Source organism: Cronobacter sp. JZ38 (assembly GCF_008932145.1).
GTDB lineage: Bacteria > Pseudomonadota > Gammaproteobacteria > Enterobacterales > Enterobacteriaceae > Cronobacter > Cronobacter muytjensii.
In genome coordinates, this window is record NZ_CP017662.1 from 3,571,612 (window position 1) to 3,597,855 (window position 26,244).

General features: G+C 61.2%; 20 protein-coding genes. 8 read left to right on the forward strand and 12 right to left on the reverse strand.

The features are described 5' to 3' along the window. Positions 1-47: 47 nt before the first annotated feature. Positions 48-1,988 carry a 3D-(3,5/4)-trihydroxycyclohexane-1,2-dione acylhydrolase (decyclizing) gene (gene iolD / locus BJP61_RS16920; RefSeq protein ID WP_038864497.1) on the reverse strand — a complete coding sequence of 647 codons (1,941 nt, stop codon included), beginning with the start codon at positions 1,986-1,988 and terminating at the stop codon, positions 48-50. A gap of 490 nt (positions 1,989-2,478) precedes the next feature. Here iolD and iolC point away from each other — a divergent pair, with 490 nt between their 5' ends. Beyond that, positions 2,479-4,392: a 5-dehydro-2-deoxygluconokinase gene (gene iolC / locus BJP61_RS16925; RefSeq protein WP_075192863.1), complete on the forward strand. Its 1,914-nt coding sequence runs from the start codon at positions 2,479-2,481 to the stop codon at positions 4,390-4,392. 145 nt (positions 4,393-4,537) lie between these two features. Continuing rightward, positions 4,538-5,392: a MurR/RpiR family transcriptional regulator gene (locus BJP61_RS16930; RefSeq protein ID WP_038864504.1), complete on the forward strand. Its 855-nt coding sequence runs from the start codon at positions 4,538-4,540 to the stop codon at positions 5,390-5,392. Between the two features lie 48 nt (positions 5,393-5,440). On the opposite strand, the gene iolB is transcribed toward BJP61_RS16930, so the two are convergent. Together iolB and BJP61_RS16940 are read right to left on the reverse strand one after the other, a co-directional pair. Further along, a complete protein-coding gene (gene iolB / locus BJP61_RS16935; protein WP_038864507.1) occupies positions 5,441-6,250 on the reverse strand; it encodes a 5-deoxy-glucuronate isomerase in 810 nt (269 codons plus the stop codon). A 16-nt stretch (positions 6,251-6,266) separates the two neighbouring features. After that, positions 6,267-7,772 carry a CoA-acylating methylmalonate-semialdehyde dehydrogenase gene (locus BJP61_RS16940; RefSeq protein WP_171998772.1) on the reverse strand — a complete coding sequence of 502 codons (1,506 nt, stop codon included), beginning with the start codon at positions 7,770-7,772 and terminating at the stop codon, positions 6,267-6,269. Between the two features lie 359 nt (positions 7,773-8,131). Between BJP61_RS16940 and BJP61_RS16945 the strand changes: the two genes are divergently transcribed. Together BJP61_RS16945 and BJP61_RS16950 are read left to right on the forward strand one after the other, a co-directional pair. Then, on the forward strand, positions 8,132-8,953 hold the full coding sequence (locus BJP61_RS16945; RefSeq protein ID WP_171998775.1) for a TIM barrel protein: 822 nt from the start codon (positions 8,132-8,134) through the stop codon (positions 8,951-8,953). Positions 8,954-9,081: 128 nt separating this feature from the next. Next, positions 9,082-9,354 carry a hypothetical protein gene (locus tag BJP61_RS16950; RefSeq protein WP_161580944.1) on the forward strand — a complete coding sequence of 91 codons (273 nt, stop codon included), beginning with the start codon at positions 9,082-9,084 and terminating at the stop codon, positions 9,352-9,354. A gap of 36 nt (positions 9,355-9,390) precedes the next feature. Here BJP61_RS16950 and BJP61_RS16955 read toward each other — a convergent pair whose 3' ends face one another. From BJP61_RS16955 to BJP61_RS16965, 3 genes are all read right to left on the reverse strand, one after another. Continuing rightward, the gene (locus BJP61_RS16955) at positions 9,391-11,091 is read right to left on the reverse strand and encodes an NAD-dependent malic enzyme (RefSeq protein WP_075192859.1); all 1,701 of its coding nucleotides are present in this window, start codon (positions 11,089-11,091) and stop codon (positions 9,391-9,393) included. 212 nt (positions 11,092-11,303) lie between these two features. Further along, positions 11,304-12,569 carry an oligosaccharide MFS transporter gene (locus tag BJP61_RS16960; RefSeq protein WP_171998777.1) on the reverse strand — a complete coding sequence of 422 codons (1,266 nt, stop codon included), beginning with the start codon at positions 12,567-12,569 and terminating at the stop codon, positions 11,304-11,306. A gap of 71 nt (positions 12,570-12,640) precedes the next feature. Beyond that, a complete protein-coding gene (locus BJP61_RS16965; RefSeq protein WP_171998780.1) occupies positions 12,641-15,772 on the reverse strand; it encodes a beta-galactosidase in 3,132 nt (1,043 codons plus the stop codon). Positions 15,773-16,018: 246 nt separating this feature from the next. Here BJP61_RS16965 and BJP61_RS16970 point away from each other — a divergent pair, with 246 nt between their 5' ends. From BJP61_RS16970 to BJP61_RS16980, 3 genes are all read left to right on the forward strand, one after another. Further along, positions 16,019-17,095, forward strand: a complete 1,077-nt coding sequence (locus tag BJP61_RS16970) for a LacI family DNA-binding transcriptional regulator (protein ID WP_171998783.1) — start codon at positions 16,019-16,021, stop codon at positions 17,093-17,095. A gap of 241 nt (positions 17,096-17,336) precedes the next feature. Continuing rightward, a complete protein-coding gene (locus BJP61_RS16975; protein ID WP_171998785.1) occupies positions 17,337-18,413 on the forward strand; it encodes a hypothetical protein in 1,077 nt (358 codons plus the stop codon). A gap of 65 nt (positions 18,414-18,478) precedes the next feature. Beyond that, positions 18,479-20,653, forward strand: a complete 2,175-nt coding sequence (locus BJP61_RS16980) for a TonB-dependent siderophore receptor (protein WP_171998787.1) — start codon at positions 18,479-18,481, stop codon at positions 20,651-20,653. Between the two features lie 35 nt (positions 20,654-20,688). Here BJP61_RS16980 and BJP61_RS16985 read toward each other — a convergent pair whose 3' ends face one another. From BJP61_RS16985 to BJP61_RS16995, 3 genes are all read right to left on the reverse strand, one after another. Beyond that, positions 20,689-21,606: an SDR family NAD(P)-dependent oxidoreductase gene (locus BJP61_RS16985; RefSeq protein WP_171998789.1), complete on the reverse strand. Its 918-nt coding sequence runs from the start codon at positions 21,604-21,606 to the stop codon at positions 20,689-20,691. A 251-nt stretch (positions 21,607-21,857) separates the two neighbouring features. After that, on the reverse strand, positions 21,858-22,247 hold the full coding sequence (locus tag BJP61_RS16990; protein ID WP_075192854.1) for a hypothetical protein: 390 nt from the start codon (positions 22,245-22,247) through the stop codon (positions 21,858-21,860). A gap of 166 nt (positions 22,248-22,413) precedes the next feature. After that, on the reverse strand, positions 22,414-23,001 hold the full coding sequence (locus BJP61_RS16995; protein ID WP_171998791.1) for a TetR/AcrR family transcriptional regulator: 588 nt from the start codon (positions 22,999-23,001) through the stop codon (positions 22,414-22,416). Positions 23,002-23,143: 142 nt separating this feature from the next. On the opposite strand from BJP61_RS16995, the gene BJP61_RS17000 reads away from it, so the two are divergent. Beyond that, positions 23,144-23,548: a RidA family protein gene (locus BJP61_RS17000; RefSeq protein ID WP_161580935.1), complete on the forward strand. Its 405-nt coding sequence runs from the start codon at positions 23,144-23,146 to the stop codon at positions 23,546-23,548. Between the two features lie 41 nt (positions 23,549-23,589). Here the strand turns inward: BJP61_RS17000 and gap are convergent, their stop codons facing one another. From gap to BJP61_RS17015, 3 genes are all read right to left on the reverse strand, one after another. After that, positions 23,590-24,600 (reverse strand): type I glyceraldehyde-3-phosphate dehydrogenase, encoded by a 1,011-nt coding sequence (gene gap, locus BJP61_RS17005; protein WP_171998793.1) that lies wholly within the window; start codon positions 24,598-24,600, stop codon positions 23,590-23,592. Between the two features lie 78 nt (positions 24,601-24,678). Then, a complete protein-coding gene (locus BJP61_RS17010; protein WP_038864539.1) occupies positions 24,679-25,659 on the reverse strand; it encodes a helix-turn-helix domain-containing protein in 981 nt (326 codons plus the stop codon). Positions 25,660-25,901: 242 nt separating this feature from the next. Then, positions 25,902-26,198: a hypothetical protein gene (locus BJP61_RS17015; protein WP_171998795.1), complete on the reverse strand. Its 297-nt coding sequence runs from the start codon at positions 26,196-26,198 to the stop codon at positions 25,902-25,904. Positions 26,199-26,244: the final 46 nt, after the last annotated feature.

The window sequence follows — 26,244 nt, forward strand, 5'->3', positions numbered from 1 at the left end:
TCTCCGGAATAATCAGGGTTAAGGTAAGTTGTCTTTTAAAGGGAAAATCAGTAATCCCGCGCCTGCGCGCGTTTTTCGTTAATCTGTTGCGCCACGCGTTGAATACGTTCGGACAGCGCCTGCTGCGCCACGCCGACGTTCCACCAGCTGCCATATTTGTGCACCATGGTTTTGGGCAACACTTTGATATCAATAAGGGTGCTGACGGTCTCGCGCTGCGCCGCCTCCAGCGCCGCTTTCAGCTCATCCAGCGTGGTGACGCGCCAGGTTTTACAGCCGTAGCCCGCCGCGATGGCGGCGAAGTTCACCGGCACCAGCCCGCCGCTCAGCTGGCCGTTCTCCGGCGAGCGGAAGCGGAACTCGGTGCCGAAACTGTCCATGCCGTGTTCCATTTGCAGATTGTTGATACAGCCGTTGGTCATGTTGTCGAACAGCAGCACGTTAATTTTCGCGCCTTCCTGTAAGGAGGTGACCAGCTCTGAATGCAGCATCATGAACGCGCCATCGCCCACCATCGCGTAGACCTCGCGCTGCGGCTCGGCGAGCTTCACGCCGAGCGCCGCGTTCACCTCATAGCCCATGCAGGAGTAGCCATATTCAACGTGATAGGCATTGGGCGCGCGGGTGCGCCAGACGCGCTGCAAATCTCCCGGCAGGCTGCCCGCCGCCGCGACGATCACCGCCTCTTCAGGTAACGCCTCATTAAGCAGGCCGAGCACGCTGCTCTGGGTGAGCGTCGAGTCGGTCAGCAGGCGAAATTCTCGCCAGACCGATTCGCGGTCGAGATGATCATCTATCTCCGGAACGAATCCCTTTTCCTGAAACGTGGCCTGATATACACGGTGCGTCTCTTTCATCTGGCGGTTCTGCACGGCGGCAATCTGCTCGCCCCAGCCCGCCTGCCACGCGGTATCGCCAAGCGCGGCGTCAAGCGCCGTCAGCGCCTCGCGGGCGTCGGCCAGCAGCGGAATGCCGTCGAGCTTCCAGGCGTCAAAGTTGCTGACGTTGATATTGAGAAACCGCACGCCCGGATGCTGGAAAATCCATTTCGAGGCGGTGGTGAAATCGGTAAAACGGGTTCCGACGCCGATCACCAGATCCGCCTCTTTGGCGAGCAGGTTCGCCGCGAGACAGCCGGTTTCACCGACGCCGCCGACGTTATACGGGTGCGACGAGATGAGCGTGCCTTTTCCCGCCTGGGTCTCGGCGAACGGAATGTGATAACGCTCAGCGAACTGCGCCAGCGCCTCGCCCGCCCCGGAATATTTCACGCCGCCGCCGCAGACAATCAGCGGTTTGCGGCTGGCGACTATGGCCGCCACGGCGTCATTGAGCTGGGCGGCGCTCGCCGGACGGCGGTCGAGACGATGCACGCGGCGGGCGAAAAACTCCGTCGGATAATCCCAGGCTTCGCCCTGGACATCCTGCGGCAGCGCCAGCGTCACCGCGCCGGTTTCCGCCGGATCGGTAAGGACGCGCATGGCGTTAATGCAGGCGCTCATCAGCTGTTCCGGGCGCGTAATGCGATCCCAGTACTTACTGACGGCGCGAAAGGCGTCGTTGGTGCTGATGCTGAGATCGTAGCTCTGCTCTATCTGCTGTAACACCGGATCGGGCTGGCGGGTGGCGAAGACATCGCCCGGCAGCAGCAATAGCGGGATCCGGTTGGCGGTGGCCGTCGCGGCGGCGGTTATCATGTTGGCGGCACCGGGCCCGACCGACGAGGTGCAGGCGAGGATCTGGCGGCGCAGCGACTGTCTGGCGAAACCGGTGGCCGCATGGGCCATCCCCTGTTCGTTGCGGCCCTGATAGAGACGCAATTCGCCGCGCTCCTGCTCCAGCGCCTGGCCAAGCCCCAGCACATTGCCGTGACCGAAGATGGCGAAAATGCCTTTGACGAATTTGACGGTCTCGCCATCCACCTCCAGATACTGATTATCAAGAAACTTCACCAGCGCCTGCGCCATTGTCAGTCTCTGCTTGCCCATGTTCGCCTTCCTTTTTCAGCCAATGTCATGCAGGCTCGCTCTGGTGTCGGTGTAAAAGCGGACTGCCTGCCGGAATCTGTCTGGATTATAGGCAAACATATTTTTCATTAAACCAAAATACAGATGAAATGTTTCATTTTGAGAGAGCGATCAAACTCTGTTTCGCCCCCTGGCTTTTTCTGTGGCAGGGATCGCGAAACGCTGCAACCCGCAACACCGCGCCGCGCCAGATAACCCCGCAGAGTCTATGCTTTTGCAGCGGCCGGTGATGCGCTGCCCGGAAGCGGCGCTCGCGCCTGCGCGCCATGCGCTGAAGACACGCAGAGTGGAATAGCGTTCACATTTTTGGTTTTTTAATTTCAAACTAATTTGTAAATGAAATATTTATTTCTCATACTACGTTCAACCGTTAACCCTCAGGCTGCTTGCGGGCGCGCCGCCGGCTCTCCGGCCCTCTCGTGAAGCAGGCATGCAAAAGGAAACCGTAGCTATGAATGCAGCAGTTAAGCGGCTCGACGTCATTTGTATTGGCCGGGTTGCCGTGGATCTCTACGCGCAGCAAATCGGCGCCAGGCTTGAAGATGTGGCGACCTTCGCCAAATATCTCGGCGGTTCGTCGGGCAATGTCGCGTTCGGTACCGCGATTCAGGGGCTGAAATCGGCGATGCTGGCCCGCGTGGGGGATGAACATAATGGACGTTTCCTGCGGGAAACGCTGCAGCGCGCAGGCGTCGATACTGAATACCTGATAACGGATAAACAGCGGCTGACGGCGCTGGTGATGCTCGGCATTAAAGACCAGGAGACGTTCCCGCTGATTTTCTATCGCGATAACTGCGCCGACATGGCGCTGACGCCGCAGGATATCAACGAAGACTATATCGCCTCCGCCCGCGCGCTGGCGGTGACAGGCACGCATCTCTCCCACCCGGACACCCGCGCCGCGGTGCTGAAAGCGCTGGAATATGCGCGCCGCCACGGGCTGCGTACCGCGCTGGATATCGACTACCGTCCGGTGCTGTGGGGGCTGACCTCACCCGGCGACGGCGAAACGCGCTATGTGGAGTCAGAGCCGGTGACGCGCCAGTTGCAGGAAGTGCTGCATCTTTTCGATCTGGTTGTCGGTACGGAAGAGGAGTTTCATATCGCGGGCGGCAGCACCGACACGCTGACGGCGCTGAAAAATGTCCGCCACGCCACGAACGCCACGCTGGTCTGCAAGCGCGGGCCGATGGGCTGCGTGGTGCTGGAAGGCGCGGTGCCGGACGGCTGGGACGCTATCCCGCTCTTTCAGGGGGTGCGCGTGGAGGTGCTGAACGTGCTGGGCGCGGGCGATGCGTTTATGTCCGGCCTGCTGCGCGGCTGGCTGAATGACGAGGGCTGGGAGCAGGCCTGCCGCTACGCCAACGCCTGCGGCGCGCTGGTGGTATCTCGCCACGGCTGCGCCCCGGCGATGCCGACCCGCGACGAGCTTGATGATTATCTGGCCCGCGCGCAAGCGGTGCCGCGCCCGGATCTCGACGCCCGCTTAAATCATCTGCATCGCGTCACTTCCCGCCGCCAGGCGTGGCCGGAGCTGTGCATTTTCGCCTTCGATCACCGCAAACAGCTCGCCGATCTGGCCCGCGATACCGGCTGTGACGACGCGCGCATCCCGGCGCTGAAACAACTGCTGCTACAGGCCGCGAAAGACGCAGCGCAGGCAGCGGGGCTTGAGGGGCGCAGCGGCATTCTCGCGGACGGCACCTACGGCCAGCGCGCGCTGAACGCCATTACCGGCCAGGGCTGGTGGATTGGCCGCCCGATTGAACTGCCGGGCTCCCGCCCGCTGCGCCTGGAGCATGGCGATATCGGCTCGCAGCTCGCAAGCTGGCCGCTGGAGCATGTGGTGAAATGCCTGGTCTTTTACCATCCGCACGATCCGCTCGCGCTGCGTGAAGAGCAAGACGCGCTGTTGCGGGAGGTGTGGCGCGCCTGTCAGCAGTCGGGTCATGAACTGCTGCTGGAAGTCATTTTGCCCGAGAGCGGGCCGGATAAAGACCAACAGCATTACCACAGTATGCTGGCGCATTTTTATCAGCTCGGCATCAAACCGGACTGGTGGAAACTGCCGCCGCTGGCGAGCCATCACTGGCAGGCCATCAGCGCGCTGATTGAGCAGGAAGATCCGTACTGTCGCGGCATCCTGCTGCTGGGCCTTGACGCGCCGCAGGAGCAGTTGCGTGAAGGATTCGCTGAGGCGGCGTCGCATCCCATCATCAAAGGCTTTGCGGTCGGGCGCACCATTTTTGGCCAGCCGTCGCGCCGCTGGATGCAGGGCGAGCTTAGCGACGAGGCGCTGATCCGCGAGGTAAAAAACAATTACCTGACGCTTATCGGCTTCTGGCGCGACGCCCGTTCCTGATCCCCTCGCGGAGCGGCCCTGTCGCTCCGCGCCTTCCTGCTTCGTGAAATGAATCGCGTATTTCATTCGGGAAAATGAAAAATTCGCTTCATTTGATACACTGACACAAGCTTTCCTCCTTTTTCCCCTTTTTCAGGCACGATACATGGCAAATAATCCGACCCAGCTCTCCATCCTGCAGGATGAAATTCGTCGCCGGTATGACGAGCTCAGCAAACGACTAAAACAGGTGGCGCGCTACATTCTCGATAACAGCAACAGCGTGGCGTTCGACACCGTGGCCTCTATCGCCCAGCAGGCGGATGTGCCGCCATCCACACTTATCCGCTTCGCCAACGCGTTCGGCTTCAGCGGCTTTAATGAAATGAAGCAGATGTTCAGACAGCATCTGATGGAGGAGACCGCCAACTATACCGAGCGCGCGCGCCTGTTCCGCCAGACCGCCAGCGAAGAGACCAGCGCTCCGGAAACGCCGGGCGAAATCCTCAGCATGTTTACGATGGTCAACAGCCAGGCGCTGCAACAGCTGGCGATGCAGATGGCGCCGGAAGACCTGGAAAACGCAGTAAAGCTGCTGGCGGAGGCGGAAAATATCTACGTGATTGGCCTGCGCCGCTCGTTCAGCGTCGCGTCTTATCTCACCTACGCGCTGCGCCATCTCGACCGTAAAGCGTTTCTTATCGACGGGCTGGGCGGGATGTTTACCGAGCAGTTAAGCCTGGTGGGGCCGAAAGATGTGGTGGTGGCGGTGAGCTTCTCGCCTTATTCCCGCGAAGTGGTGGAGCTGGTCGAGCTTGGCGCGCAGCGCAAAGCGCGCCAGATTGCCATTACCGACAGCCAGGTAAGCCCGCTCGCCGCCTTCAGCGATGTCTGTTTCGTGGTGCGTGAAGCCCAGGTGGACGGCTTCCGCTCGCAGGTGGCCTCGCTCTGTCTCGCCCAGACGCTGGCCGTGTCGCTGGCGCTTAACAACAGCAAAACCGCGCAGCAGCAGAGCGCCTGACGCGCGCCACAAAAAAACGGCCCGTACGGGCCGTTTTTGTTTCCACGCTTAGCGCCGCGGATAGTCGTCGTGGTTTATCCAGGCGTGGTCCTCTTCCCAGGTGAAGAGCCATTTTCGCTCAGGCCCGGCCATCACGTTCAGGTAGTAGCTGTCGTAACCTGCAATCGCCGCGACCGGATGATAGCCGCGCGGCACCATCACCACGTCGTGATTGTAGGGCGCCATGCAGGCGTCGAGGCTGCGGTCATCGGTGTAAACCCGCTGAAACGCAAAGCCCTGCGGCGGGTCGAAACGGTGATAGTAGGTCTCTTCGAGCTGCGTCTCCTGGCCGGGCACTGGCGTGTCGTGCTTGTGCGCGGGCCAGGAGCTGGTGGCGCCCTCTTCGGTATACACCTCGACCACCAGCAGACAGTCCGCCTCGCCGCTGTCCGGCAGAATGTTATGCACCAGGCGCTGGTTACGTCCTTTGCCGCGATGCTCGACGCCCACCTCTTGCGGCGTTATCACCCGCGCAGGCAGCGTGCCTTTACCCGGCGCGCTGCAGACCGCGAGTTCCAGGCTGGAATCCGCCGTCACTTCAATTCGCTCCTGCGGCGGCACGTAGACCGACCACGGCGGCGTGCGCTCAAACGGCGACATCCGCCCGCCGAGCCCCGGGAAATCCGCCTTGCGCGTTTTCACCGAGGCACGCCCCGCCACCAGCACCAGACACAGCTCCCGGTCGCCGCTCTCAAGCGTGAGCGTTTCCCCCTCTTTCAACATCCAGACATCGAAGCCGATATAGCGCCAGCCGGCGCTTTCCGGCGTGATGTGCTGAAGATGGCGCGCGTCGCGCTGCGCCTTTGCAAGTAACGACATGGCTCCTCCTGGAAAATTAACCCAGCGTCGGCATACTGAATTCAGAGACGGTCTGTTGCCCCTGCGGCCAGCGCACCGTGGCGGTTTTCATGCGGGTGTAGAAACGCACGCCGTCCGGCCCGTGCACGTTAAGCGCGCCGAAGACAGAGCGTTTCCAGCCGCCGAAGCTGTGGAATGCCATTGGCACCGGCACCGGCACGTTGACGCCCACCATGCCTGCCTGCACATCGTGCACGAACTCGCGCGCCGTGTGGCCGTTGCTGGTGAAAATCGCGCTGCCGTTGCCGAATTCGTGGCTGTTTATCAGCGCCAGCGCACTGTCGTAGTCCGGCGCGCGCACGATGCCAAGCACCGGCCCGAAAATCTCTTCGCGCCAGATAACCATCTCCGGCGTCACGTTATCGAACAGCGTGCCGCCCACGTAATAGCCCGCTTCATAGCCCGGCAGGCGGAACCGGCGACCATCCACCACCAGTTTCGCGCCCTCGTTGACGCCTTTCTCAATATAGCCCAGGACTTTTTTCTGGTGCGCGTCAGAGACGACCGGCCCCATCTCATTCTCTTCCGGCCCGCGCATACAGCCTGGGCCGACTTTCAGCGCCTCCACCAGCGGCTTCAGGCGCGCGATCAGTTTATCCGCCGTTTCATCGCCCACCGCCACCACCACCGGCAGCGCCATGCAGCGTTCGCCCGCCGAGCCGAACGCGCCGCCCATAATGGCGTTGACCGTCGCGTCGAGATCCGCATCCGGCATCACGATAGCGTGGTTTTTCGCCGCTCCGAACGCCTGCACGCGTTTGCCGCAGGCGCTGGCGGTTTTGTAGATATGCTCCGCCACGCCGGACGAGCCGACAAAGCTCACCGCCGCGATGCGCGGATCGGTATAGAGCTGTTCGGCGTCCTCATTGCTGCAATGCACAACGTTAAAAACGCCGTCCGGCAGGCCGGCCTCTTTTAGCAGCTCCGCCAGTCGCACCGCAGCGGTGGGCGCCAGCGCTGGCGGTTTGAGCACAAAGCTGTTGCCGCAGGCGAGCGCTATCGGGAACATCCACATCGGCACCATCGCCGGGAAGTTAAACGGAGTGATGCCGGCGACCACGCCGAGCGGCTGCATCAGGGAGTAGCTGTCGACGCGGGTGCCGACGTCGGAGGAGTATTCCCCTTTGATCAGGTGTGGAATGCCACAGGCGAACTCCACCACTTCCATGCCGCGCGTCAGTTCGCCCATCGCGTCCGACCAGACCTTGCCATGTTCGCTGACGATAATCGCCGCCAGCTCTTCGGCATGCTGTTCCAGCAGCATTTTGAAATGAAACAGCACCCTGGCGCGGCGCAGCGGCGTGGTGTTCGACCAGGCGGCGAACGCCTCATGGGCGACCTGAATCGCGCCCGAGACCTCCCGGGCCGTGGATTGCGTCAGCTCACGCACCGGTTTGCCCGTGGCCGGGTCGAAGACCGGCACCGTCTGGTTGCTGTCGCTGTAGCAGATTTTCCCGCCGATAAAGTTTCCTGTAATAGTCATGCTTAGCCTCGTCGTCTGGAGGGGGTCAATGCCGTAGCCGTGGCGGCTCGCGTAAACTCGTCTGTCCTTATCCTGGCTAAATGAAATGAATATTTCAATAAGGCAATCAAATGAAATGTAATTTTGGTGACAATGGTCGCATTTTCATCCTGCGCCGTTTCAACCCGCCTTCGCCTTATCGGTTTACCCCCTGAAACATCACGGCTTATACCGCGTATAACGGGCATATCCGCCTGGCTTCAACACTTTTTTGCGAAGCCGATCAAAGAAGCGGATTTTCAAACATTGCCAATTATGAAATAAATGTTTTGATTAATGACAGGCTGACCCTTTCATTCTGTTGCTTTCAGGAGAGTAAGATGACCGTTGCACTGCACCGCTTCTGCGTTAACCGCAAAATCGCCCCAGGACTGGACATTCCCGCGTTCTTTAAGCTTGTTAACCGGCTTGGACTGAATAAGGTCGAGCTGCGTAATGACATGCCCGGCGGTAGCGTGACCGATGACCTGAGCCATGCGCAGGTGCGCGACCTGGCGGCGCGTTGCGGTATTGAGATTGTCACGATTAACGCCGTGTATCCCTTTAATCAGCGCACGCCCGCGGTGCGCGAACTGACCGAATCGCTGCTGAAAGAGGCGCAGGCGGTGGGCGCGGCGGGGCTGGTGCTCTGCCCGCTGAACGACGGTCGCCAGATAGCGCCCGACGAGACGCTGGCGGCGCTTCAGGATCTCGCCCCCCTCTTTGAACGCTACGGCATTCAGGGGCTGGTCGAGCCGCTCGGTTTTCCGCAGAGCTCGCTGCGCTCGGCGGCGCAGGCCCAGACGTTGATCCGCGACGCCAGCGTCCCTTTTAAACTGCTGATCGACACCTTTCACCACGCGCTCTACCCGCAGGCAGCGCAGGAGTTCGCGCAGGTTGAGGTTTCAATGATTGGGCTGGTGCACCTCTCAGGCGTGGAAGACACGCGCCCGTTCGACGCGCTGACCGACGATCAGCGCGTTATGCTGACGCCGGGCGATCGCCTGAACTCGGTTGCGCAGGTTAACGCGCTGGAGGCGCGGGGCTATCAGGGGATTTACGCTTTTGAGCCGTTCTCATCAGCGCTGGCGACATGGCGCGAAGCGGATATCGAGCGCGAGATCCTAAGCAGCATTGAGCAGGTGCGCCAGCATGTTGCCTGAGCCTGTGCGCCGGGAAACCGGCGATAAAATCACCTGTTGTCGGGCGCGGTTTCAGGTATGATGCGAGGCCAGACCCCGCGGCGCCAGGCGTCGTCGGGGTTGTCCTTTATTCAGAACCGAGCGCGTCAATGAGAGTCACCCCGGCCAACACCATTGAATCCATTATCTTTTGCCTGCTGTTTATTTTCTTCTTTTTGAATATTCCGCATGTGCTGTTCGCCCTGCTGCACGCAGCAGAATTGCGCGACGTGGCCGCCGTGGTGAACGTGGTGCCGTTCCTGGATGACTTTAACGCGTATTTTATTGAGCTGGCGGTGGTGTCGGTTATCTGTTCGCTGATAACGACGGTGGCGGGCAAATGCCTCTGGGCGCAGTGGCGCGGCGGTAGACGCCAGAAGTGAAAGCACGCTGGCGCGACGCGCCAGCGTGAAGCCGCATCAGATAGACGTGCGGCGGTAGCTGCGATACTCCGGCAGCCAGAAGTTTTCCTCAATGGCCTGCAACAGCGCCTCGGCGGACGTTTTCACCGCCACGCCCTGCTGTTGCGCCATTTTCCCCACTGCAAACGCGATATCTTTCGACACCTGCTGAATGTCGGTCAGCGGCGGCAGTACCAGCCCGCTGCCGGTATTGACCAGCGGCGAATGCGACGCCAGCGCTTCGCTGGCCGCCATCATCATCTCATCGGTGACGCGCAGCGCGCCGGACGAAATAATGCCAAGCCCGATGCCCGGGAAAATGTACGCGTTATTGCACTGGGCAATCGGGTACGTTTTCTCTTTGATGGTCACCGGCTGGAACGGGCTGCCGGTCGCCACCAGCGCCGCGCCGTCGGTCCAGTTCAGGATATCGTGCGGCGTGGCCTCAACGCGGGACGTCGGGTTTGAGAGCGGCATAACGATCGGGCGCGCGCAGTGTTTATGCATCTCGCGGATGATCTCTTCGGTGAAAAGGCCCGTCTGCCCGGACACGCCAATCAGGATATCCGGCTTGACGTTGCGCACCACATCCAGCAGCGACAGCGAATCACTGCTGGTGTCCCAGCTCTGGAGGCTGTCACGCTTTTGCACCAGCTTCGACTGGAACGACAGCAGATTCGGCATGTTGTCGGTGAGCAGGCCGAAACGGTCGACCATATAAACGCGGGCGCGCGCCTGCTCATCGCTTAAGCCGCCTTCGGTGCGCATCCAGGCGATGATCTGCTCGGCGATGCCGCACCCGGCGGAGCCCGCGCCGAGGAAGACGATTTTCTGCTCGCTAAGCTGGCTGCCCGCCGCGCGGCTCGCCGCAATCAGCGTGCCGAGCGTGACCGCCGCGGTGCCCTGAATGTCATCGTTAAAGCAGCAGATCTCGTCACGATAGCGCTCCAGCAGCGGCATCGCGTTTTTCTGCGCGAAGTCTTCAAACTGCAACAGCACGTTCGGCCAGCGCTGTTTCACGGCCTGGATAAAGTCATCCACAAACGCGTAATACTCATCGTCGGTGATGCGCGGATGACGCCAGCCCATGTAGAGCGGATCGTTGAGCAGTTGCTGGTTGTTGGTGCCGACATCCAGCACGATAGGCAACGTATACGCCGGGCTGATGCCGCCGCAGGCGGTGTAGAGCGACAGCTTGCCGATAGGAATGCCCATGCCGCCGATACCCTGGTCGCCGAGGCCGAGAATACGCTCGCCGTCGGTCACCACAATCACTTTGATATTATGGATAGGCACGTTTTGCAGGATGTCGTCCATGTTGTGGCGGTTCGGCCAGGAGATGAACACCCCGCGGGCGCGGCGGTAAATTTCAGAAAAACGCTCGCACGCGGAGCCCACGGTCGGCGTGTAGATGATGGGCATCATCACGTCGAGATGGTTTTCCAGCAGGCGGTAGAACAGGGTTTCGTTGGTGTCCTGGATGTTGCGCAGGTAGATGTGTTTATCAATATCCGTTTTGAAATCTTCAAACTGTCGCCACGCGCGCTCCGCCTGCTCTTCTATGGTTTCCACCACTTCCGGCAGCAGCCCTAACAGGTTGAAGTTGCTGCGCTCCTCCATGCTGAAGGCGCTGCCTTTATTCAGCAGCGGAAACTCCAGCAGAACCGGGCCGGCGTAGGGGATATAAAGCGAACGGTTTTTTTTGTGTTTGATTTCCATCTGTCTCACTCTTTTTTGCGCGGCAGAAGCCTCATCACCGGCTTTCTGGAGGCCGCGTCGGAACGGGCGGATTACCATAGCGGCACATAGTGTATAAGAAAGCGGCCCGCCGCTCTTCCATAAATGGACAGATTTCTGACATCTATGCCATGCAATTTATTCATTCAGGGGAATAGCGGGGGAGCCAGGCTCCCCCGTGGAGGGCGCGGGCGTCAGGCGAGAGAAGAATTAGGCGATTTCTCAAGCGCCGGGCGCGGTCGCCCCTGAAGCGTAAAGATGGAGATAACGGTAAACCCAAGCGTAATCAGCCCCAGCACCAGATAAGTCTGCTGGAAGCCCACCGTGTCATACATCCGCCCCGCCCAGGTGGAGAGCACGACGCCCGAAAGCTGTTTCGAGAGGTTAAAGCCCACCAGAAACAGCGTGGCGGAAAGCCGCGGATCAAAAACGGCGGAAATGTATTTAAAGGTGCCCACCAGCAGGAACGGCAGCTCAAACATATGCAGCGTTTTCAGGATGATCACCTGCCAGTCGGCGGTGGCGAACGACGAGCCGATAATGCGCATCGACATGATCGCGCCTGCTATCAGCAGCGCGTTTTTGCTGCCGATGCGGTTGATGATAAACGGCGTGAAGAACATCACGGTGGCGTTGAGCAGTTCGCCGCCGGTGGTGACAAAACCGAAAATTTGCGTGCCGCGCTCCGGGCTTGAGAAAAAGCCTTTGAAGAAGTTGGCAAACTGCTGGTCGAAGACGTCATAGACGCTCGCCACGCCCACCACGTAAATGATGAACGCCCAGAAGCTGCGCATTCTGAACAGTTCGCCCACCAGCTTCATTGAGAAGGCCTGGCTGGTTTCCTGGGTGCCGGAGATCAGGTTGCCGCTCTCTCCTGCCGGACGCGAGAACCAGAGCACGCCTGCCAGAATCAGCGCGCACGCCGAGGCCACCCAGAAGATGATATTAGGGTTCACGCCAAACAGCATGCCGGTCATCGAGGCGCACAGCGCCCAGCCCACGCAGCCGGAAACGCGCACTTTGCCATATTCGAAGTTATTGGCGCGGCTTACGCGCTCAATATAAGCCTCCACGGCGCCTGAGCCGCTCGAAAATACGATGCCGAGATAGCAGCCGCCGACAAACGCCCCGACCCAGATGTTAAACGCCAGCAGCGGTTTGAGCACAAAGATAAAAAACGGCGCAAACAGCACCAGCAGCCCGGTTATCGTCCACAGCAGATGCTTACGCAGCCCGAGCTTATCGGAGACCAGCCCGAACACCGGCTGGAAGATAATCGCGAACAGCGAGATGCACGAGAAGACGATCCCGGTATCCGTTTTATTCAGATGGGCGACATCCGCGAGCCACACCGGAAAGAACGGAAAATAGGCCGACATAATGAAGTAGTAGAAAAAGAAGAACAGCAAAAAGAATATGAAGTTCTGTCTTTCAACCGGGGTCAGGGCAGGCTTATTCATCTTTCACCTTCAGGGTTAATAAGGCTGTTTTTGTTGTAAAAGCCGGGGCGCGCCCCGGCGGTCGCGCCCTGTCAGCCTTGCCGTCTGCGCAGGGTAAAGCGGTAGCGGTATTCCCGCGCGGTCAACAGATACTCCTGGTGGACACTCGGCGTCCAGGAGTCGTCCCCGCCGACGCCCATATGGAAGCCGTCAAGCGTCAGCCAGACGCCCGCCTCCGGCTGCAATTTATGCCAGTGGCTGGTCTCCATCAGCTGACGGGTGCCATAGGGGCTGAGTGAGAAATGAAACTCGCCCTCGGCCTGCCAGCCGTTCCAGCTCAGCTCGCGGGTGCTGCAGCGCAGGCCGTTTTCGCTCGGGAAGATATACGGCGTGGAGAGCTCCGCGAGCGGCAGCGTCCAGCGCGAGAAGCAGGCGCTGTTCAGGCGGTCCGGGTAATTTTCATGCGGGCCGAGGCCGAGCCAGCTTGCGGTTTCTTCGCCGCCGCGCAGCTGGCAGACGACGCCCACGCGCGGCAGCGGCGGCAGCGCCGGGCTGCGCTCGACGTCGATATCGCAGTGCAGCGCGCCCTGGTTATCCACCACCATGCGCCAGCGGCTGAGGATCGCCGGGCCGTCCGCCAGGCCGCGTGCGAAATACGCATGTTGCGCGCGCACTTCCACGCCCTCGCGGATGGTTTGCGCGCAGCAGACCAGGCAGCGGTGTTCGGTCTCATACAGCCCGGCCGCCTTCCAGCGCTCCACCCAGGCGTTCGGGTCGATGCGTTCCACTTCGCTGACGCCGATATCGTTATCAAGCGGCGCGCGAATAAACTGATCGGCAAGCGGCGTCAGCAGCTGATCGACGCCGTCGTCGCTCCACTGGGTGAGCTGGCCGCTGGCGCGGCTGACGCGCCATGTCTGACGCCCGTGGCGGATGACAAATTCCGCGTCGGTGATATCAAGCTGCGGCGCATCGCCCGCAACCGGCGGCTCGGGCAGCGCGAGCGGCGCGGCAAGCGGCCACTGCGCCCAGGCGCTGAGATGCCCTTCCGGGGACCATGCCGTCGCCTGCGGCTGTTCAACGCGCACGTGCAGCCAGATGGCGTCGTCACCCGCCCTGGCGGTAAACCCGTCTTCGCTGAGCGTCAGCACGCGGCTCGCCTGTGGGCCGAGCTCCAGCACGGTTTCACCGCTGATGCGCGCTTCACCGCGCACTTCGACGCTCCAGACCAGGCGCTCGTTGTCGCTGTCGCGGAACAGGTATTCGCTGGTCACTTCGATTTGCAGCGGGCTTTCGCTCACCAGCCGGAACTGGAAGAACTGCTGCTGATGCTTCGCCTCAAAGAGCGCCGGGTGCGGCGTGCGGTCCGGGAAGACCAGCCCGTTCATGCAGAACTGGCGGTCATTCGGCGTGTCGCCAAAATCGCCGCCGTAGGCCCACCAGCGGCTGCCGTCCGGCTCCACGCGCGTGATGGCCTGGTCGGCCCAGTCCCAGATAAACCCGCCCTGCAGACGCGGATACTGGCGGAACGCGGCCCAGTAGTCGGCGAAGTTGCCGAGGCTGTTGCCCATCGCGTGGGCGTATTCGCACAGAATGAGCGGGCGGGTTTCGCCGGGCATGGAAATCCATTTTTTAATCGACCACTTCGGCACCGCCGGGATGAGCTGATCGGTCTCCACGCGGGCATACATCGGGCAGATGATATCGGTGGCGCGGGTATCCGCCCCGCCGCCTTCATACTGCACCGGGCGGGTCGGGTCCTGATGCTTGATCCAGTTGTAGAGCGCGGTGTGGGTGGCCCCATTGCCGGACTCATTGCCGAGCGACCAGATAATAATGCTCGGATGGTTACGGTTGCATTTCACCATCCGGGTGACGCGCTCGCTGTACGCGCCAAGCCAGACCGGATCGTCAGACAAGCGGCTCATCGGCTCCATGCCGTGGGTTTCGATATTCGCTTCATCCACCACGTAAAGCCCGTAGCGGCTGCACAGCTCATACCAGCGCGGCTGGTTAGGATAGTGGGAGCAGCGCACGGCGTTAAAGTTGTTCTGCTTCATCAGCAGGATGTCCTGCACCATCGCCGCCTCATCCACCGCCTGGCCTTTCTCCGGGTGGTGCTCGTGACGATTCACGCCGCGAATAAGCAGCGGCTGGCCGTTGAGCGTCAGCAGGCCATTGTGGATTTCCACGCGACGAAAGCCGACGTCGTGCGCCTCAGAAACCAGCGGCATGCCGTCGGCGTCAAGCAGCGTGACCACCGCGCGGTAGAGATGCGGCGCTTCGGCGCTCCAGAGCAGCGGGTTGTCAACGTCGAGCGAGAGCGTTACGCGCTCCGGGTAGTTGCCGCGCTCATCAATGGGGGCTGAGCCGAGCGGCCGCGTCTGGCTCGCCACTTCGGTGTCGCCGTGCCACAGCGCCAGGCTGACGCCAAGCCCGCGCGCGGCGGGCGTGACTTCCACCTCGCTAAACAGCGTGGCGTGGCGCAGCGATGGCGCAAGCTCGGTGTGAACGCGCACGTCCGCGAAGGCCTGCTCCGGGAGATGCAGCAGGCTGACCGGGCGGAAAATGCCGCTCATGCGCCACATATCCTGATCTTCAAGATAGCTGCCGTCCGACCAGCGCAACACCAGCACGCACAGGCGGTTGCGGCCCGCATGCAGCACGTCGGTGAGATCGAACTCCGCCGGCAGGCGGCTGTCCTGGGAGTACCCCACCCACTGCCCGTTACACCAGAGATAAAACGCCGAATTCACGCCGCCGAAGATGATGCGCGTGCGGCCCGCCTCCAGCCACGCCTGCGGCACGTCGATATCGCGCGAATAGCAGCCGGTCGGGTTCTCGTCCGGCACAAACGGCGGGTTCACCGGGATCGGGTAACGCACGTTGGTGTAGATCGGGGTGTCGTAGCCTTCCATCTGCCAGTTCGACGGCACCCTGGTTGCGCAGGCGTCGCTCAAATCGGCCGCCAGCCAGACGTCCGGCACCTGCTGAGGGCTGGTGAAAAAGCTGAACTGCCACTCGCCGTCGAGCGACAGCACGGCGTCGGAGGTTTCGCCCCGGCGCGCCTGGCAGGCGTCGCGCCAGCCGTGTAGCGGCGTATGGGACGGCAGGCGGTTGACGCTGGTGATGGCCGGGTTCTGCCAGTCATTGCGGGCGAGAATGGTCGCCAGCGGGCGCGTCTGGAGCTCGTTAAAAGCGGTCGTGGTGGGGTTTTCTGTCATGAGTTTTCCCTGGAAATCAAAAAATGTCGTGCGCTAACATTGGTAATCAGCATGGCGGGAAAGCGTAAGAATGGCGAATAGCGGCTTTTCAGAATGCGATCCCGGATCACATCCCTGCGGTGAATGGATCGAGAAGTGAGATCAACGTCACACCACCGATGTTAGCGCTAGACATTTCGCGCCAGAAATTGACTTTCGCCGCCGCCATCGCCGATGATTGCGCCGACGAGACGCAGAGGAAAGGCGATGAAAAAACGACTCAGCACGCTGGATGACGTGGCGCGGAAGGCCGGGGTATCGCACCAGACGGTATCGCGCGTGCTTAACAAACCGGCGCTGGTGTCGCCCGCCACCCGCCAACGGGTGCTGGAGGCGATGGAGGCGTTGCAGTTTGTGCCGAACCGCAACGCGCAGCTGCTGGCCGGCAAAGCCACCCGCACGCTCGGTTTTATTACCGTCTCGCTGGCGCTCCACGCGCCGTCGCAGATCGCCGCCGCCATCAAAAGCCACGCCGCGCGGGCGGGCTACAGCGTGGTGATCGCCACCCTGGAAACCGGCACGCTGGAGGAATTGCAACGCTCGCTAAACGAAATGCGCGCGCAGAAAGTGGATGGTGTCATTATCAACCTGCCGCTCGGGGCCGACGCCGCGGCGACACTCGCGGCGCAAAACAGCGATCTGCTCTGCCAGTTTCTCGACGTGCCCGCCGACAGCGACGTGTTTCACGTGAGCTTTGACCCGCGCGACGGCTCGCGTCAGAGCGCGGAATTTTTGCTCAATGCCGGACATCAGCAGGTCGCGCTGCTCGCGGGACCCGCGCACTCGGTCGCCTCCTCAATGCGTCTCGCCTGCTGGCAGGCGGTGCTCGCAGAGCGCGGGCTCAACGCCTGCGCGCTGCTGCATGGCGACTGGAGCTCAAAGGACGCCTGGCAGCAGACGCTCAGTCTGTTCCGCACGCGGCGCGACATTACCGCGCTGCTGGTGGCAAACGATCAGATGGCTTTCGGCGCGATGAGCGCGCTGGACGAGCTCGGCCTGCGCGTGCCGCAGGATGTCTCGGTAATTGGCTATGACGACACGCCGGACAGCGCCTATTTCATTCCGCCGCTCACTACCGTCGAGCAGGATTTCAACCGCCTCGGCGCGGAGTCGGTGCGCCGGATGGTGGCGCGCCTCACCGGCCATGGCGACGGCGGCTCAACGCTGCTGCCGACGCGCTTTATTGAACGCCGCTCTGCCGCCCCGCTGCGCGATCGCCGCGCCGACCGCGAGCGCCTGCTCGACGAAATGGCGCGCCTCGTTCAGGCGCTGCGAGACTGTTAACGCCACGCCGGCCCCCCCTGCCGGCATTGCTTATTTTCCTGCCTTTTTAGCGCATTTCCCTGCTTTTTAGCCGCCTTTTCACGCCGATGATTTTTGCTTTCAATTGCAAATGATTATTAGTAACATTTGCAGCTTCTGTGAAAGGGTGTTTCAGTTTATGGCAGGAACCGCTGGCGCAGACGGCGGGCGAACTCCCCTTTTTCGTTTTATAACAATATGTTAAACCAAATGGAGTTGTCTGATGAACCACAAGACTGGCGCCCTGGCGCTGCTGGTGGCGCTCGCCCTTAGCGGCTGCGCGACACAACCCTCCCCCGCGCAGGCCACCTCTCCGGCTCCCGCCGCACAAACCCAGCCTGATAACCTCGTGAAGCGCGAGCTCGCTTACGGCGTCTATGAGATGGCGCTAAGCCCGACGACCCACGCGCTTTACGTCGCCACGGCACAGTCGTTTAAAGATGTTCAGGGCGGCGTTATCTACAAGCTCGATCCCGCGTCGCTGAAAACCCTCGGCGAAACGCATACCGACCTGAAAAACTTCGGCATGACCACCGATCCGCAAGGTAAAACGATTTGGGTGACCAACTCGCTGGATGGCGGCATCAGCGCGCTCGACGCCGCTACCGGGAAAATCACCGGTCGCCTGCTGTTTGACGAGCGTAACGAGAAAGGCTTCCCGTCCGGCGCGCGTGAAATTCTCTGGCACGACGGCCTGCTGTATGTCGGTGCCGTCGCCGATCCGGCGGTGATCTGGGTCGTCGACGCGAAAACGCTGAAGCTTAAAAAACGCATCAAAAACGCGGGCAAATGGGTGACCGGCCTGCACTTCTCCCCTGTCACGCAACGGCTGTATGCGGCAAACGGCGGCGGCGAAATTCTCGTTATCAACCCGACCACGCAGCGCATCGAAAAGCGCTGGAAACCGCTCGGCGATAAACCGGCGCTGCTGCTGAACATGGCGGAAGATCCGGCGACCGGCCGTCTGTTTGTTACCGACAACTCCAAAGCGAAAACCACGCTGGCGCTGGATATCCGCAGCGGCGACGTCATCAAACAGCTCGACGTGGGCGATTCGCTGGCGGTGAAATTCAACCCGCAGCGCCAGGAGATCTACCTCACCCGGCGCGACGGAGGAAAACTACTGAGCCTCGATGCCACCACTTACAAAGTGAAAAAAGAGTGGGATCTGCCGCCGAACCCGAACAGCCTGCTGCTCTCACAAGACGGCCAGACGCTGTGGGTTACCGTCAAACAGCCGTTTAATAAAGATCACTCCACTAAAGGGCCGGAGCACGTGGTGCGCATCGACCTGAAATAACCGCTTTACGGGCCCGGCAAGGGGCCCTTTTTCCTTACAAGAATAACGACAGGACAACCTCGGGGATGAAACACGTAACGTTACGCAAAACGCTGCTGGCGATGGCCGTGGGCTGCGCCGCGTCTTACGCGCAGGCCGCCAGCGGCGATGCGCAGGCGCAAGACACCATTGTGGTACAGGCCGCCGGCGAGGCATTTACGCCGGGCGGCGACACGCCCCCGCCCGCTTATCTGGATGGCCAGGTGGCGCACGGCGGCCGGCTCGGCATGCTCGGCGAGCAGCGCGCGATGGATGTGCCTTTTAACGTCATCAGCTTTACCTCAAAGCTTGTGGAAGATCAGCAGGCGCGCACCGTCGCCGACGTGGTGCGTAACGATGCGGGCGTGCAGAACGTGCAGGGCTACGGCAACTTCCAGGAGACGTACCGTATTCGCGGCTTTGCGCTTGAAGGCGACGACATGACCTTTAGCGGCCTTGGCGGGGTGATGCCGCGTCAGGTGGTGGAGATGGCGATGGTCGACCGCATCGAGATCTTCAAAGGGGCCAACGCGCTGGTGAACGGCGCGTCCACCACCGGCGTGGGCGGCGTTATCAACCTTGAGCCGAAACATGCCGACGACCTGCCGCTCACCCGTCTTGGCGTTGACTACACCTCCGCAAGCCAGGCGGGCGTCACGCTGGATGCCGGGCGGCGTTTCGGCGACGCGGAGCAGTTCGGCGCGCGCGTAAACCTGGTGCAGCGCGAGCGCGAGACGGCGGTGGATAACGAAAAGCGCCGCACCACCTTTGCCTCCGTCGGCCTCGATTACAAAGGCGACCGGCTGAAAACCTCGCTCGATCTCGGCTACCAGAAGCAGGGCTTCCACGGCGGGCGGATTGGCGTGGATATTCGCAACGTCGATTTCATCCCGGCCGTGCCGAAAGCGACGCAGAACTACAGCCAGGACTGGGTTTACAGCGATCTCGAAAGCCAGTTCGGCATGGCGCGCGCTGAGTATGCGCTCACCGACGACTGGACGCTTTATGGCGGCCTCGGCGGCCAGCACAGCCACGAGAAAGGGCTGTACGCCACGCCGCGGCTGATCAACGCCGCCGGCGACGCCACGATGGGCCGCATGGATACCAACCGCATTATTGATAATTTCAGCGGGATGGGCGGCGTGCGCGGGCGCTTCGACACCGGGTTTATTTCGCATCAGGTGCATGTGGGGTATTCGGCCATCGCGCGCCGCGACGCGACCTCCTGGCGCATGGCGAAAACCACCCGGGCGGTGAATATTTATGACCCGCCAGACGTGGGCCGTCCGCCCAACGCCAGCTTCAGCGGTAACTATGGCTCGCCGCCGACCACCGGGCGCTCGCGCACCCAGGGCTGGCTGCTGAGCGATACGCTGGGCGTGCTGGATGACCGCGTGCTGCTGACGGTGGCCGCGCGCCATCAGAAAGTGGTGGTGCGCAAATACAGCGCCAGAACTGGCGATGAGACGCGTGATTCACGGTTTAACGACAGCCGCTGGATGCCGACCTATGGCATCGTCTACAAGCCAACCGAACAGGTATCGCTCTACGCCAACCATACTGAGTCGCTGGAGCCTGGCGGCAGCGCGCCGTCGACCGCCGCCAACTACGGCGAGAGCACCGGCATTCTGCATTCAAAACAGAATGAAGCGGGCGTGAAGGTAGATTTCGGGCGGCTTGGCGGCACCCTGACCGCCTTTGAAATCAAAAAGCCCGTCGCCACCCAGGACAGCGTCACGAATATCTACGCCCTCAGCGGCGAGCAGCGCAACCGCGGCGTGGAGCTGAACCTGTTCGGCGAGCCGGTGCTGGGGCTGCGCCTGAACGCCAGCGCCACCTGGATTGACCCACAAATGACCCGCACCAAAGACGGCGTGAATGACGGTAACGACGCCGTCGGGGTGCCGCGCTTTGCGATGCGCGTGGGCGGCGAGGTGGATATCGCGCCGGTCGAGGGGCTGACCGCCAGCGCCTGGGTGAACCACACCGGCGCGCAGTACGCTAACGCCGCCAACACCCGCAAGCTGGAAGACTTCACCACGCTCGATCTCGGCGTGCGTTACCGCATGACGCTTAACGATCAGCAGAATACCGTGACGTGGCGCGCGGGTGTCGATAACGTCACCAATGAGAAATACTGGTCGACCGTGGAAAGCAGCGGCATTTATCTCTATCAGGGCAAACCGCGCACGCTGAAACTCTCCATGAGCTACGACTTTTAAGCCGCACCCGCCGGGCCTTCCGGCGGGTTGCACGTTCAGCGCGCTTTATCCTCCTGCTTCATTCGAGCGCGGATGCCGCCGTCAATGGTGGTGGTGTCGGCCATAGGCGTATAGATAGCGCCGGTCGTCGGGGCCAGCGGCTGCGCTTTCTCCACTGAACGGTTAATCACCTTCGCCGAGAGTTTCTCAGTCATATCCGGGAACAGGTGGTGCGACAGGTTAGACGAGCGCGCCTTCCATCCCACCGGGATCTCCTCTTCCGGTTTGAAGCAGGCTTTCACTATGGCGTCGATCACTTTTTCCGGGGAATCCATCGCGGCCATGCGCGGCGCGTGGCCGGTATAGTTGGCGGCGTGGGTCCACCACGGCGTATCGACCGCCCACGGCATGATGGTCGCCACTTTAATGTCGTTATAGTCATTGAGCCGCAGCTCTTCGTTGATGGTGCGCCCGAGGCTCAGCACCGCGGCTTTGGTGGCGGCGTAGCTCGACTGAAACGCGAGCGGCACTTCGCTGTCCACGGAGCCGGTGTTGATCAGCACGCCGAAGCCCTGGGCAATAAAATGTTTTACCGCTACGTGTGCGCCATAGATGACGCCTTTGAGGTTTACGTCCACCAGCCGTTCGTGATCGGCCACCGGGATCTCCCAGAACCAGCCGAGCGCCCCAATGCCGACGTTATTGATCCAGATATTAATCGGCCCGAAGCGCGTGATCGCCGCCTGCGCCAGACGCTCCACCTGATCCGGCTGGCTGACATCCGTCTCCACCGCCAGCGCGTGGCCGCCACCGGCGTTGATCTCCTGCGCCAGCGCCTCCAGCGCTTCGCCCCGTCGCGCCGCCAGCACCACATTCGCGCCGCGTTTCGCCAGCGCTAACGCCGCGCCGCGCCCAAAACCGCTCGACGCCCCGGTGATGACGATGGTGGTATTGATCATTCTTTCTTCAGACATACCGGCCCCCTTTTATCAGCAGATTGCCGCGCCGCCGCAGGCTTGCAGGACGACGCAGCCCAGCTTTTAGTCTGGACCGGGATACGCAGAACGCAAAAAGAAGAGCTTTTTGACTGCCTGCGGATCCTGAAACTGGAACCGCTTCGTTTGGGGGGAATGGGGATATAGCGGTTGGGTATGAGGGAGATGCGGAAGCCCGCAACGCCATGACTAACATTGAAGCCGCTTAATCAACGGAGTGCAGATCCTGGTCACTTTAGTTGCTTCAAGGGGTAAGCGTTAGTGGTACTGGAACCGTCGCTGTAAAGCTCGGTAATAATCATTTTTTTACCATCAATAGCATATTTGACCGTACTGTCTGCAGGATCATCTCGCCAGCGACCGGTGCTGTCAGGATTGTCAGATGCCCACATAACTTGATCGCCTATAAGTTTGCACTTGATTGCCCAACGGGTGCCGTCGTCCTGTCGGATATAATGTACGTAGGCAATACCTGATTCGACTTTATCCAACTGCATGATCTTATGGTCACGGCCAAACATCGCAGCAGAAGCAGCCTTGCAAACCTGACCTACCGTGACTTCAGAAGCCTGTACCGGCGCAGTAAACACCAGCGGCACAAGAAGCAGGAGTTTCTTCATAAGGAACCATCCATTCTGTTTATTTTCCGGCAAACGCTAATCGCTATTTCGGCAACATAAAGCGTTTCTTGACGATAATTTAGCGTGGCGCTTTATCAATTCGTTCTGTCTCGCTGACTAAAAAGGATGGCACCGGCCATCCTTTTTTCGCATAAACGCCGCCCACTCAGGCGCGCAGACCGCCTGCCAGCAGCGTGAAGGCGTCGATCATCTTTGGCAGCGCCTGCTGCGGATCGGGGCTTGCCGCCACCCACAGCGCGGCATTGAGCGCCGCGCCGTTGAGCAGCCGCGCGGCGGCGTCGGCATCCACCGGTTTGATAACCCCGCTCTCCATCATACGGATAACCGTCTGGCGTGTGGCATCAAGACAGCAGTTCTGGCTCGGCCACTGCGCCGGATCGCCGAGAAACGCCGGGCCATCCAGCAGCACGATGCGCCGCACTTCTTCATCCAGCGCCATCCGGATATACGCCACGCCTTCGGCGAGCAGCGTTTCCCAGTCGTCGCCGGCGTTCGCGGCAGCCGCCTTCGCGCGCTGCGCCATTTCGCCATCCACCTGCGCCACCACGGCGGCGAGCAGCCCTTTTTTGTCGCCGAAATTATGATACAGCGCGCCGCGCGTCAGGCCGACGCTTGCAGTCAGCTCATCCATTGAGGCGGCGGCAAAGCCTTTTTCGGCAAACGCCTTACGCGCCGCCGCGATGAGCTTCGCGCGGTTTTCTTCCATCGTGTCGATGCGGCGTCTCGCAGCCATAACTCCTCCATTTCACATACGCTACGTATTTCAATTGACATACGCGGCGTATGTATGATTATTATTCACATACGCCACGTATATTAAATCAATAACCGGCGCGTTGCATCCGCCTTGCGCCTGACCGATAAGAGGACCCGCTATGATTGCCCGTGAACCTGTTTTCCCCGCTCACCGCCATGCGCTTTATGAAGAGCACGGCTACTCCGCCGCCATTCGTTCCGGCGACCTGCTGTTTGTCTCAGGCCAGGTCGGCAGCCGCGCTGACGGCACGCCAGAGCCGGATTTCGACGCCCAGGTGCGCCTCGCCTTTGAAAACCTGCGCGCGACGCTCGCCGCCGCGGGCTGTACGTTTGACGATCTGGTGGATGTCACCACGTTTCACACCGATCCGCAAACCCAGTTCCCAACCATTATGGCGGTGAAACAGGCTATTTTCCCGCAGCCGCCATACCCGAACTGGACCGCCGTCGGCGTCACCTGGCTTGCCGGTTTTGATTTTGAAATCAAAGTGATTGCCCGCATCCCGGACGCGCCGCGGGCATAAAAAAAGGATGGCCTGAGCCATCCTTTTTCAGCGGTAATGCGTTACAGCCCGCGGCGCGCCATGAACAGCGCCAGATCCACCAGCCGGTTTGAAAAGCCCCACTCGTTATCATACCAGGCGAGGATTTTGACCATGTTGCCGCCAATCACCAGCGTTGAAAGGCCATCGATAATGGACGAGCGCGGATCGCCGCGGTAGTCGCTGGAGACCAGCGGTTCATCGCTGTAGCCGAGAATGCCTTTCAGCGGCCCGCCCTGCGAGGCGTTCAGGAACGCGGCGTTGACCTCTTCTACGGTCACGTCGCGCTCAAGCGTCACGGTTAAATCGACAATCGACACCACCGGTACCGGCACGCGCAGCGAGTAGCCGGTCATGCGGCCGTCGAGCTCCGGGATCACTTTGCCAATCGCCTTCGCCGCGCCGCTGGAGTAAGGCACGATGGAGAGCGCCGCGGCGCGGGCGCCGCGCAGATCTTTCTCGGGCTGATCGTGCAGCGCCTGGCTGTTGGTGTAAGCGTGCGTGGTGTTCATCAGCCCGTGGCGGATGCCGAACTGCTGATGCAGCACCTGGGCGGCAGGCACGAGGCCGTTGGTGGTGCAGCTGCCGTTGCTGACCACGCGGTGTTGCGCCGGATCGTACTGCTCATGGTTAACGCCCATCACGATGGTCAGGTCGTCGTTTTTGGCCGGTGCCGAGATGATCACGCGCTTTGCGCCGCCTTTGGTGATGTGCGCGTCGGCCTGGGCTTTATCGGTGAAAAAACCGGTGGCTTCGATGACAATCTCTACGCCGACGCTGCTCCACGGAATATTGCCGGGGTCGCGCTCGGAGAAGACGCGAACGGCGCGCCCGTCAACCTTAAGCTCGCCGTCGCCCGCCTCTACAGTCGCAGGCAGCGTGCCGAGCAGGGAGTCATGTTTGAGCAGATGCGCCAGGGTTTTGCTGTCAGTGAGATCGTTAATCGCCACCACCTGAAACGCCTCATTGCCCAGCGCGGCGCGTAATACGTTGCGGCCGATGCGGCCAAAACCGTTAATGCCTACCTTAACCATGATAAAGCTCCTCTGTTAACGTTCTGTAGAGAGTATGTAACAGAGGGAAAATGGCGTAAACGACGATATTAGATCACTTTACGCCAGCATGCGGGCGCAGAAGCGTTCGCGGTATTCCGATGGCGTGAGATGCAGGTTACGCTCAAAGACGCGCCGCAGGTTAATGCCGTTGCCGAAGCCACACAGGGTGGCGACCTGCTCAACGCTTTCGCTTCCCTGCTCCAGCCGCTGGCGGGCGGCGTCCAGGCGCGCCTCTTCGACATAGCGCGCAGGCGACACGCCGGTTTCACGGGTAAAGACGCGGGTGAAATTGCGCGGACTCATCGCCACGTGCTCCGCCAGCCGCTCGACGCTGAGGTCCTGCGCCAGGTTCTCGAGGATCCAGCCCTGGAGATCGCGGATCGGGCCGGGCGTTTTCGCCTGCGTCAGCAGGTAGCGGCTGAACTGCGACTGCCCGCCGGGGCGGCGCAGGTACATCACCAGCTCCTGCGCGACATTGCGCGCCAGCTCAAACCCGCCGTCTTCTTCCAGCAGCGCGAGCGTCAGATCAAAGCCCGACGTGACGCCGGCGGAGGTCCAGATATCGCCATCCTGCACATAGATAGGCCCGCGCTCTACGGTCACCGCCGGAAAACGCGCGGCGAGCGTATCGAGCATCCGCCAGTGGGTCGTGGCCCGCCGCCCGTCCAGCAGACCGGCCTGCGCCAGCAGCAGCGCCCCGCCGCACACCGAGACCACGCGCCGGGCATACGGGGCCGCCTGCGCGAGCCACTGCGCCACCTGATCGCCCTCCTCTTCCGTGAGGCCGCGGCCAGTCACCATGATCGTGTCGAACGGCGTTTGCGGCGCGAGATCGCACAGGCGATGCTCCGCCAGCAGCTTAAAGCCGGAGGCACCGTGGATGACGTGGTGCGGCTGCGTGGTAGCGAGCGTTACCTGGTAATGCGGCTCAGGGGAAGACGCAGGCCGCAGCTGATTGGCGCGGGTAAAGATATCCGCGATGCCGGTCGCTTCCAGCAGCATGCCCCCTTCCGGGGCAATGATCAGAATCGTTTTCATGTCCTGAAAAATACGCTTTATACAAATTAAGTCAACACGGTTACTTTACTGCGTGGCGCTTTTCGAGCATGGGATGGCGTGATGTCTCCGCTATCAGGCAGGGATAGCCCGTTATGGAATCAGGAGAATCGCAAGCAAGTCAGCGAAGTGGGAATGGAGTAGGCGCAAACCGGGGCGCGGTGATGCCGTGAGGCCGCGTTATTTCAGAGGGAGTGCCCGCTGCCAGCGCAGCGGGGCAAGCCTTACTGGCGCGATTGCCAGTCGCGTTCGCAGTGTTCTTTTGCTTCGGCCAGTAAGTCGCGCAGTTCCGGCGCGCCGTCGCTGTAGCCGTAATCCATCGTGCTGCTGGCGGCCTGCTGCTCCTGCTGCGCGGCAAAACGGAGCTGATCCTGCTGCGGCTGCCATTCGCCGCTGTCGTCGCGCACAAACCGCGTGGCGTACTGCGGCTGTTTGTCGTCCTCGCCGTAAATTTCATATTTACACTCAGGCGCGTTTTCCGGCCCAAATTCCAGGGTATCAATCAGATGCGACTCTGCCATCGTGCCTCCTTCAACAGGTGAAAAATAAAGGGTAGTACAGGGAAGC

Bases quoted from the DNA above. Each gene is read 5' to 3' on its own strand.
- iolD (WP_038864497.1), bottom strand. From the start codon at position 1,988: ATGGGCAAGCAGAGACTGACAATGGCGCAGGCGCTGGTGAAGTTTCTT.
- iolC (WP_075192863.1), top strand. From the start codon at position 2,479: ATGAATGCAGCAGTTAAGCGGCTCGACGTCATTTGTATTGGCCGGGTT.
- BJP61_RS16930 (WP_038864504.1), top strand. From the start codon at position 4,538: ATGGCAAATAATCCGACCCAGCTCTCCATCCTGCAGGATGAAATTCGT.
- iolB (WP_038864507.1), bottom strand. From the start codon at position 6,250: ATGTCGTTACTTGCAAAGGCGCAGCGCGACGCGCGCCATCTTCAGCAC.
- BJP61_RS16940 (WP_171998772.1), bottom strand. From the start codon at position 7,772: ATGACTATTACAGGAAACTTTATCGGCGGGAAAATCTGCTACAGCGAC.
- BJP61_RS16945 (WP_171998775.1), top strand. From the start codon at position 8,132: ATGACCGTTGCACTGCACCGCTTCTGCGTTAACCGCAAAATCGCCCCA.
- BJP61_RS16950 (WP_161580944.1), top strand. From the start codon at position 9,082: ATGAGAGTCACCCCGGCCAACACCATTGAATCCATTATCTTTTGCCTG.
- BJP61_RS16955 (WP_075192859.1), bottom strand. From the start codon at position 11,091: ATGGAAATCAAACACAAAAAAAACCGTTCGCTTTATATCCCCTACGCC.
- BJP61_RS16960 (WP_171998777.1), bottom strand. From the start codon at position 12,569: ATGAATAAGCCTGCCCTGACCCCGGTTGAAAGACAGAACTTCATATTC.
- BJP61_RS16965 (WP_171998780.1), bottom strand. From the start codon at position 15,772: ATGACAGAAAACCCCACCACGACCGCTTTTAACGAGCTCCAGACGCGC.
- BJP61_RS16970 (WP_171998783.1), top strand. From the start codon at position 16,019: ATGAAAAAACGACTCAGCACGCTGGATGACGTGGCGCGGAAGGCCGGG.
- BJP61_RS16975 (WP_171998785.1), top strand. From the start codon at position 17,337: ATGAACCACAAGACTGGCGCCCTGGCGCTGCTGGTGGCGCTCGCCCTT.
- BJP61_RS16980 (WP_171998787.1), top strand. From the start codon at position 18,479: ATGAAACACGTAACGTTACGCAAAACGCTGCTGGCGATGGCCGTGGGC.
- BJP61_RS16985 (WP_171998789.1), bottom strand. From the start codon at position 21,606: ATGTCTGAAGAAAGAATGATCAATACCACCATCGTCATCACCGGGGCG.
- BJP61_RS16990 (WP_075192854.1), bottom strand. From the start codon at position 22,247: ATGAAGAAACTCCTGCTTCTTGTGCCGCTGGTGTTTACTGCGCCGGTA.
- BJP61_RS16995 (WP_171998791.1), bottom strand. From the start codon at position 23,001: ATGGCTGCGAGACGCCGCATCGACACGATGGAAGAAAACCGCGCGAAG.
- BJP61_RS17000 (WP_161580935.1), top strand. From the start codon at position 23,144: ATGATTGCCCGTGAACCTGTTTTCCCCGCTCACCGCCATGCGCTTTAT.
- gap (WP_171998793.1), bottom strand. From the start codon at position 24,600: ATGGTTAAGGTAGGCATTAACGGTTTTGGCCGCATCGGCCGCAACGTA.
- BJP61_RS17010 (WP_038864539.1), bottom strand. From the start codon at position 25,659: ATGAAAACGATTCTGATCATTGCCCCGGAAGGGGGCATGCTGCTGGAA.
- BJP61_RS17015 (WP_171998795.1), bottom strand. From the start codon at position 26,198: ATGGCAGAGTCGCATCTGATTGATACCCTGGAATTTGGGCCGGAAAAC.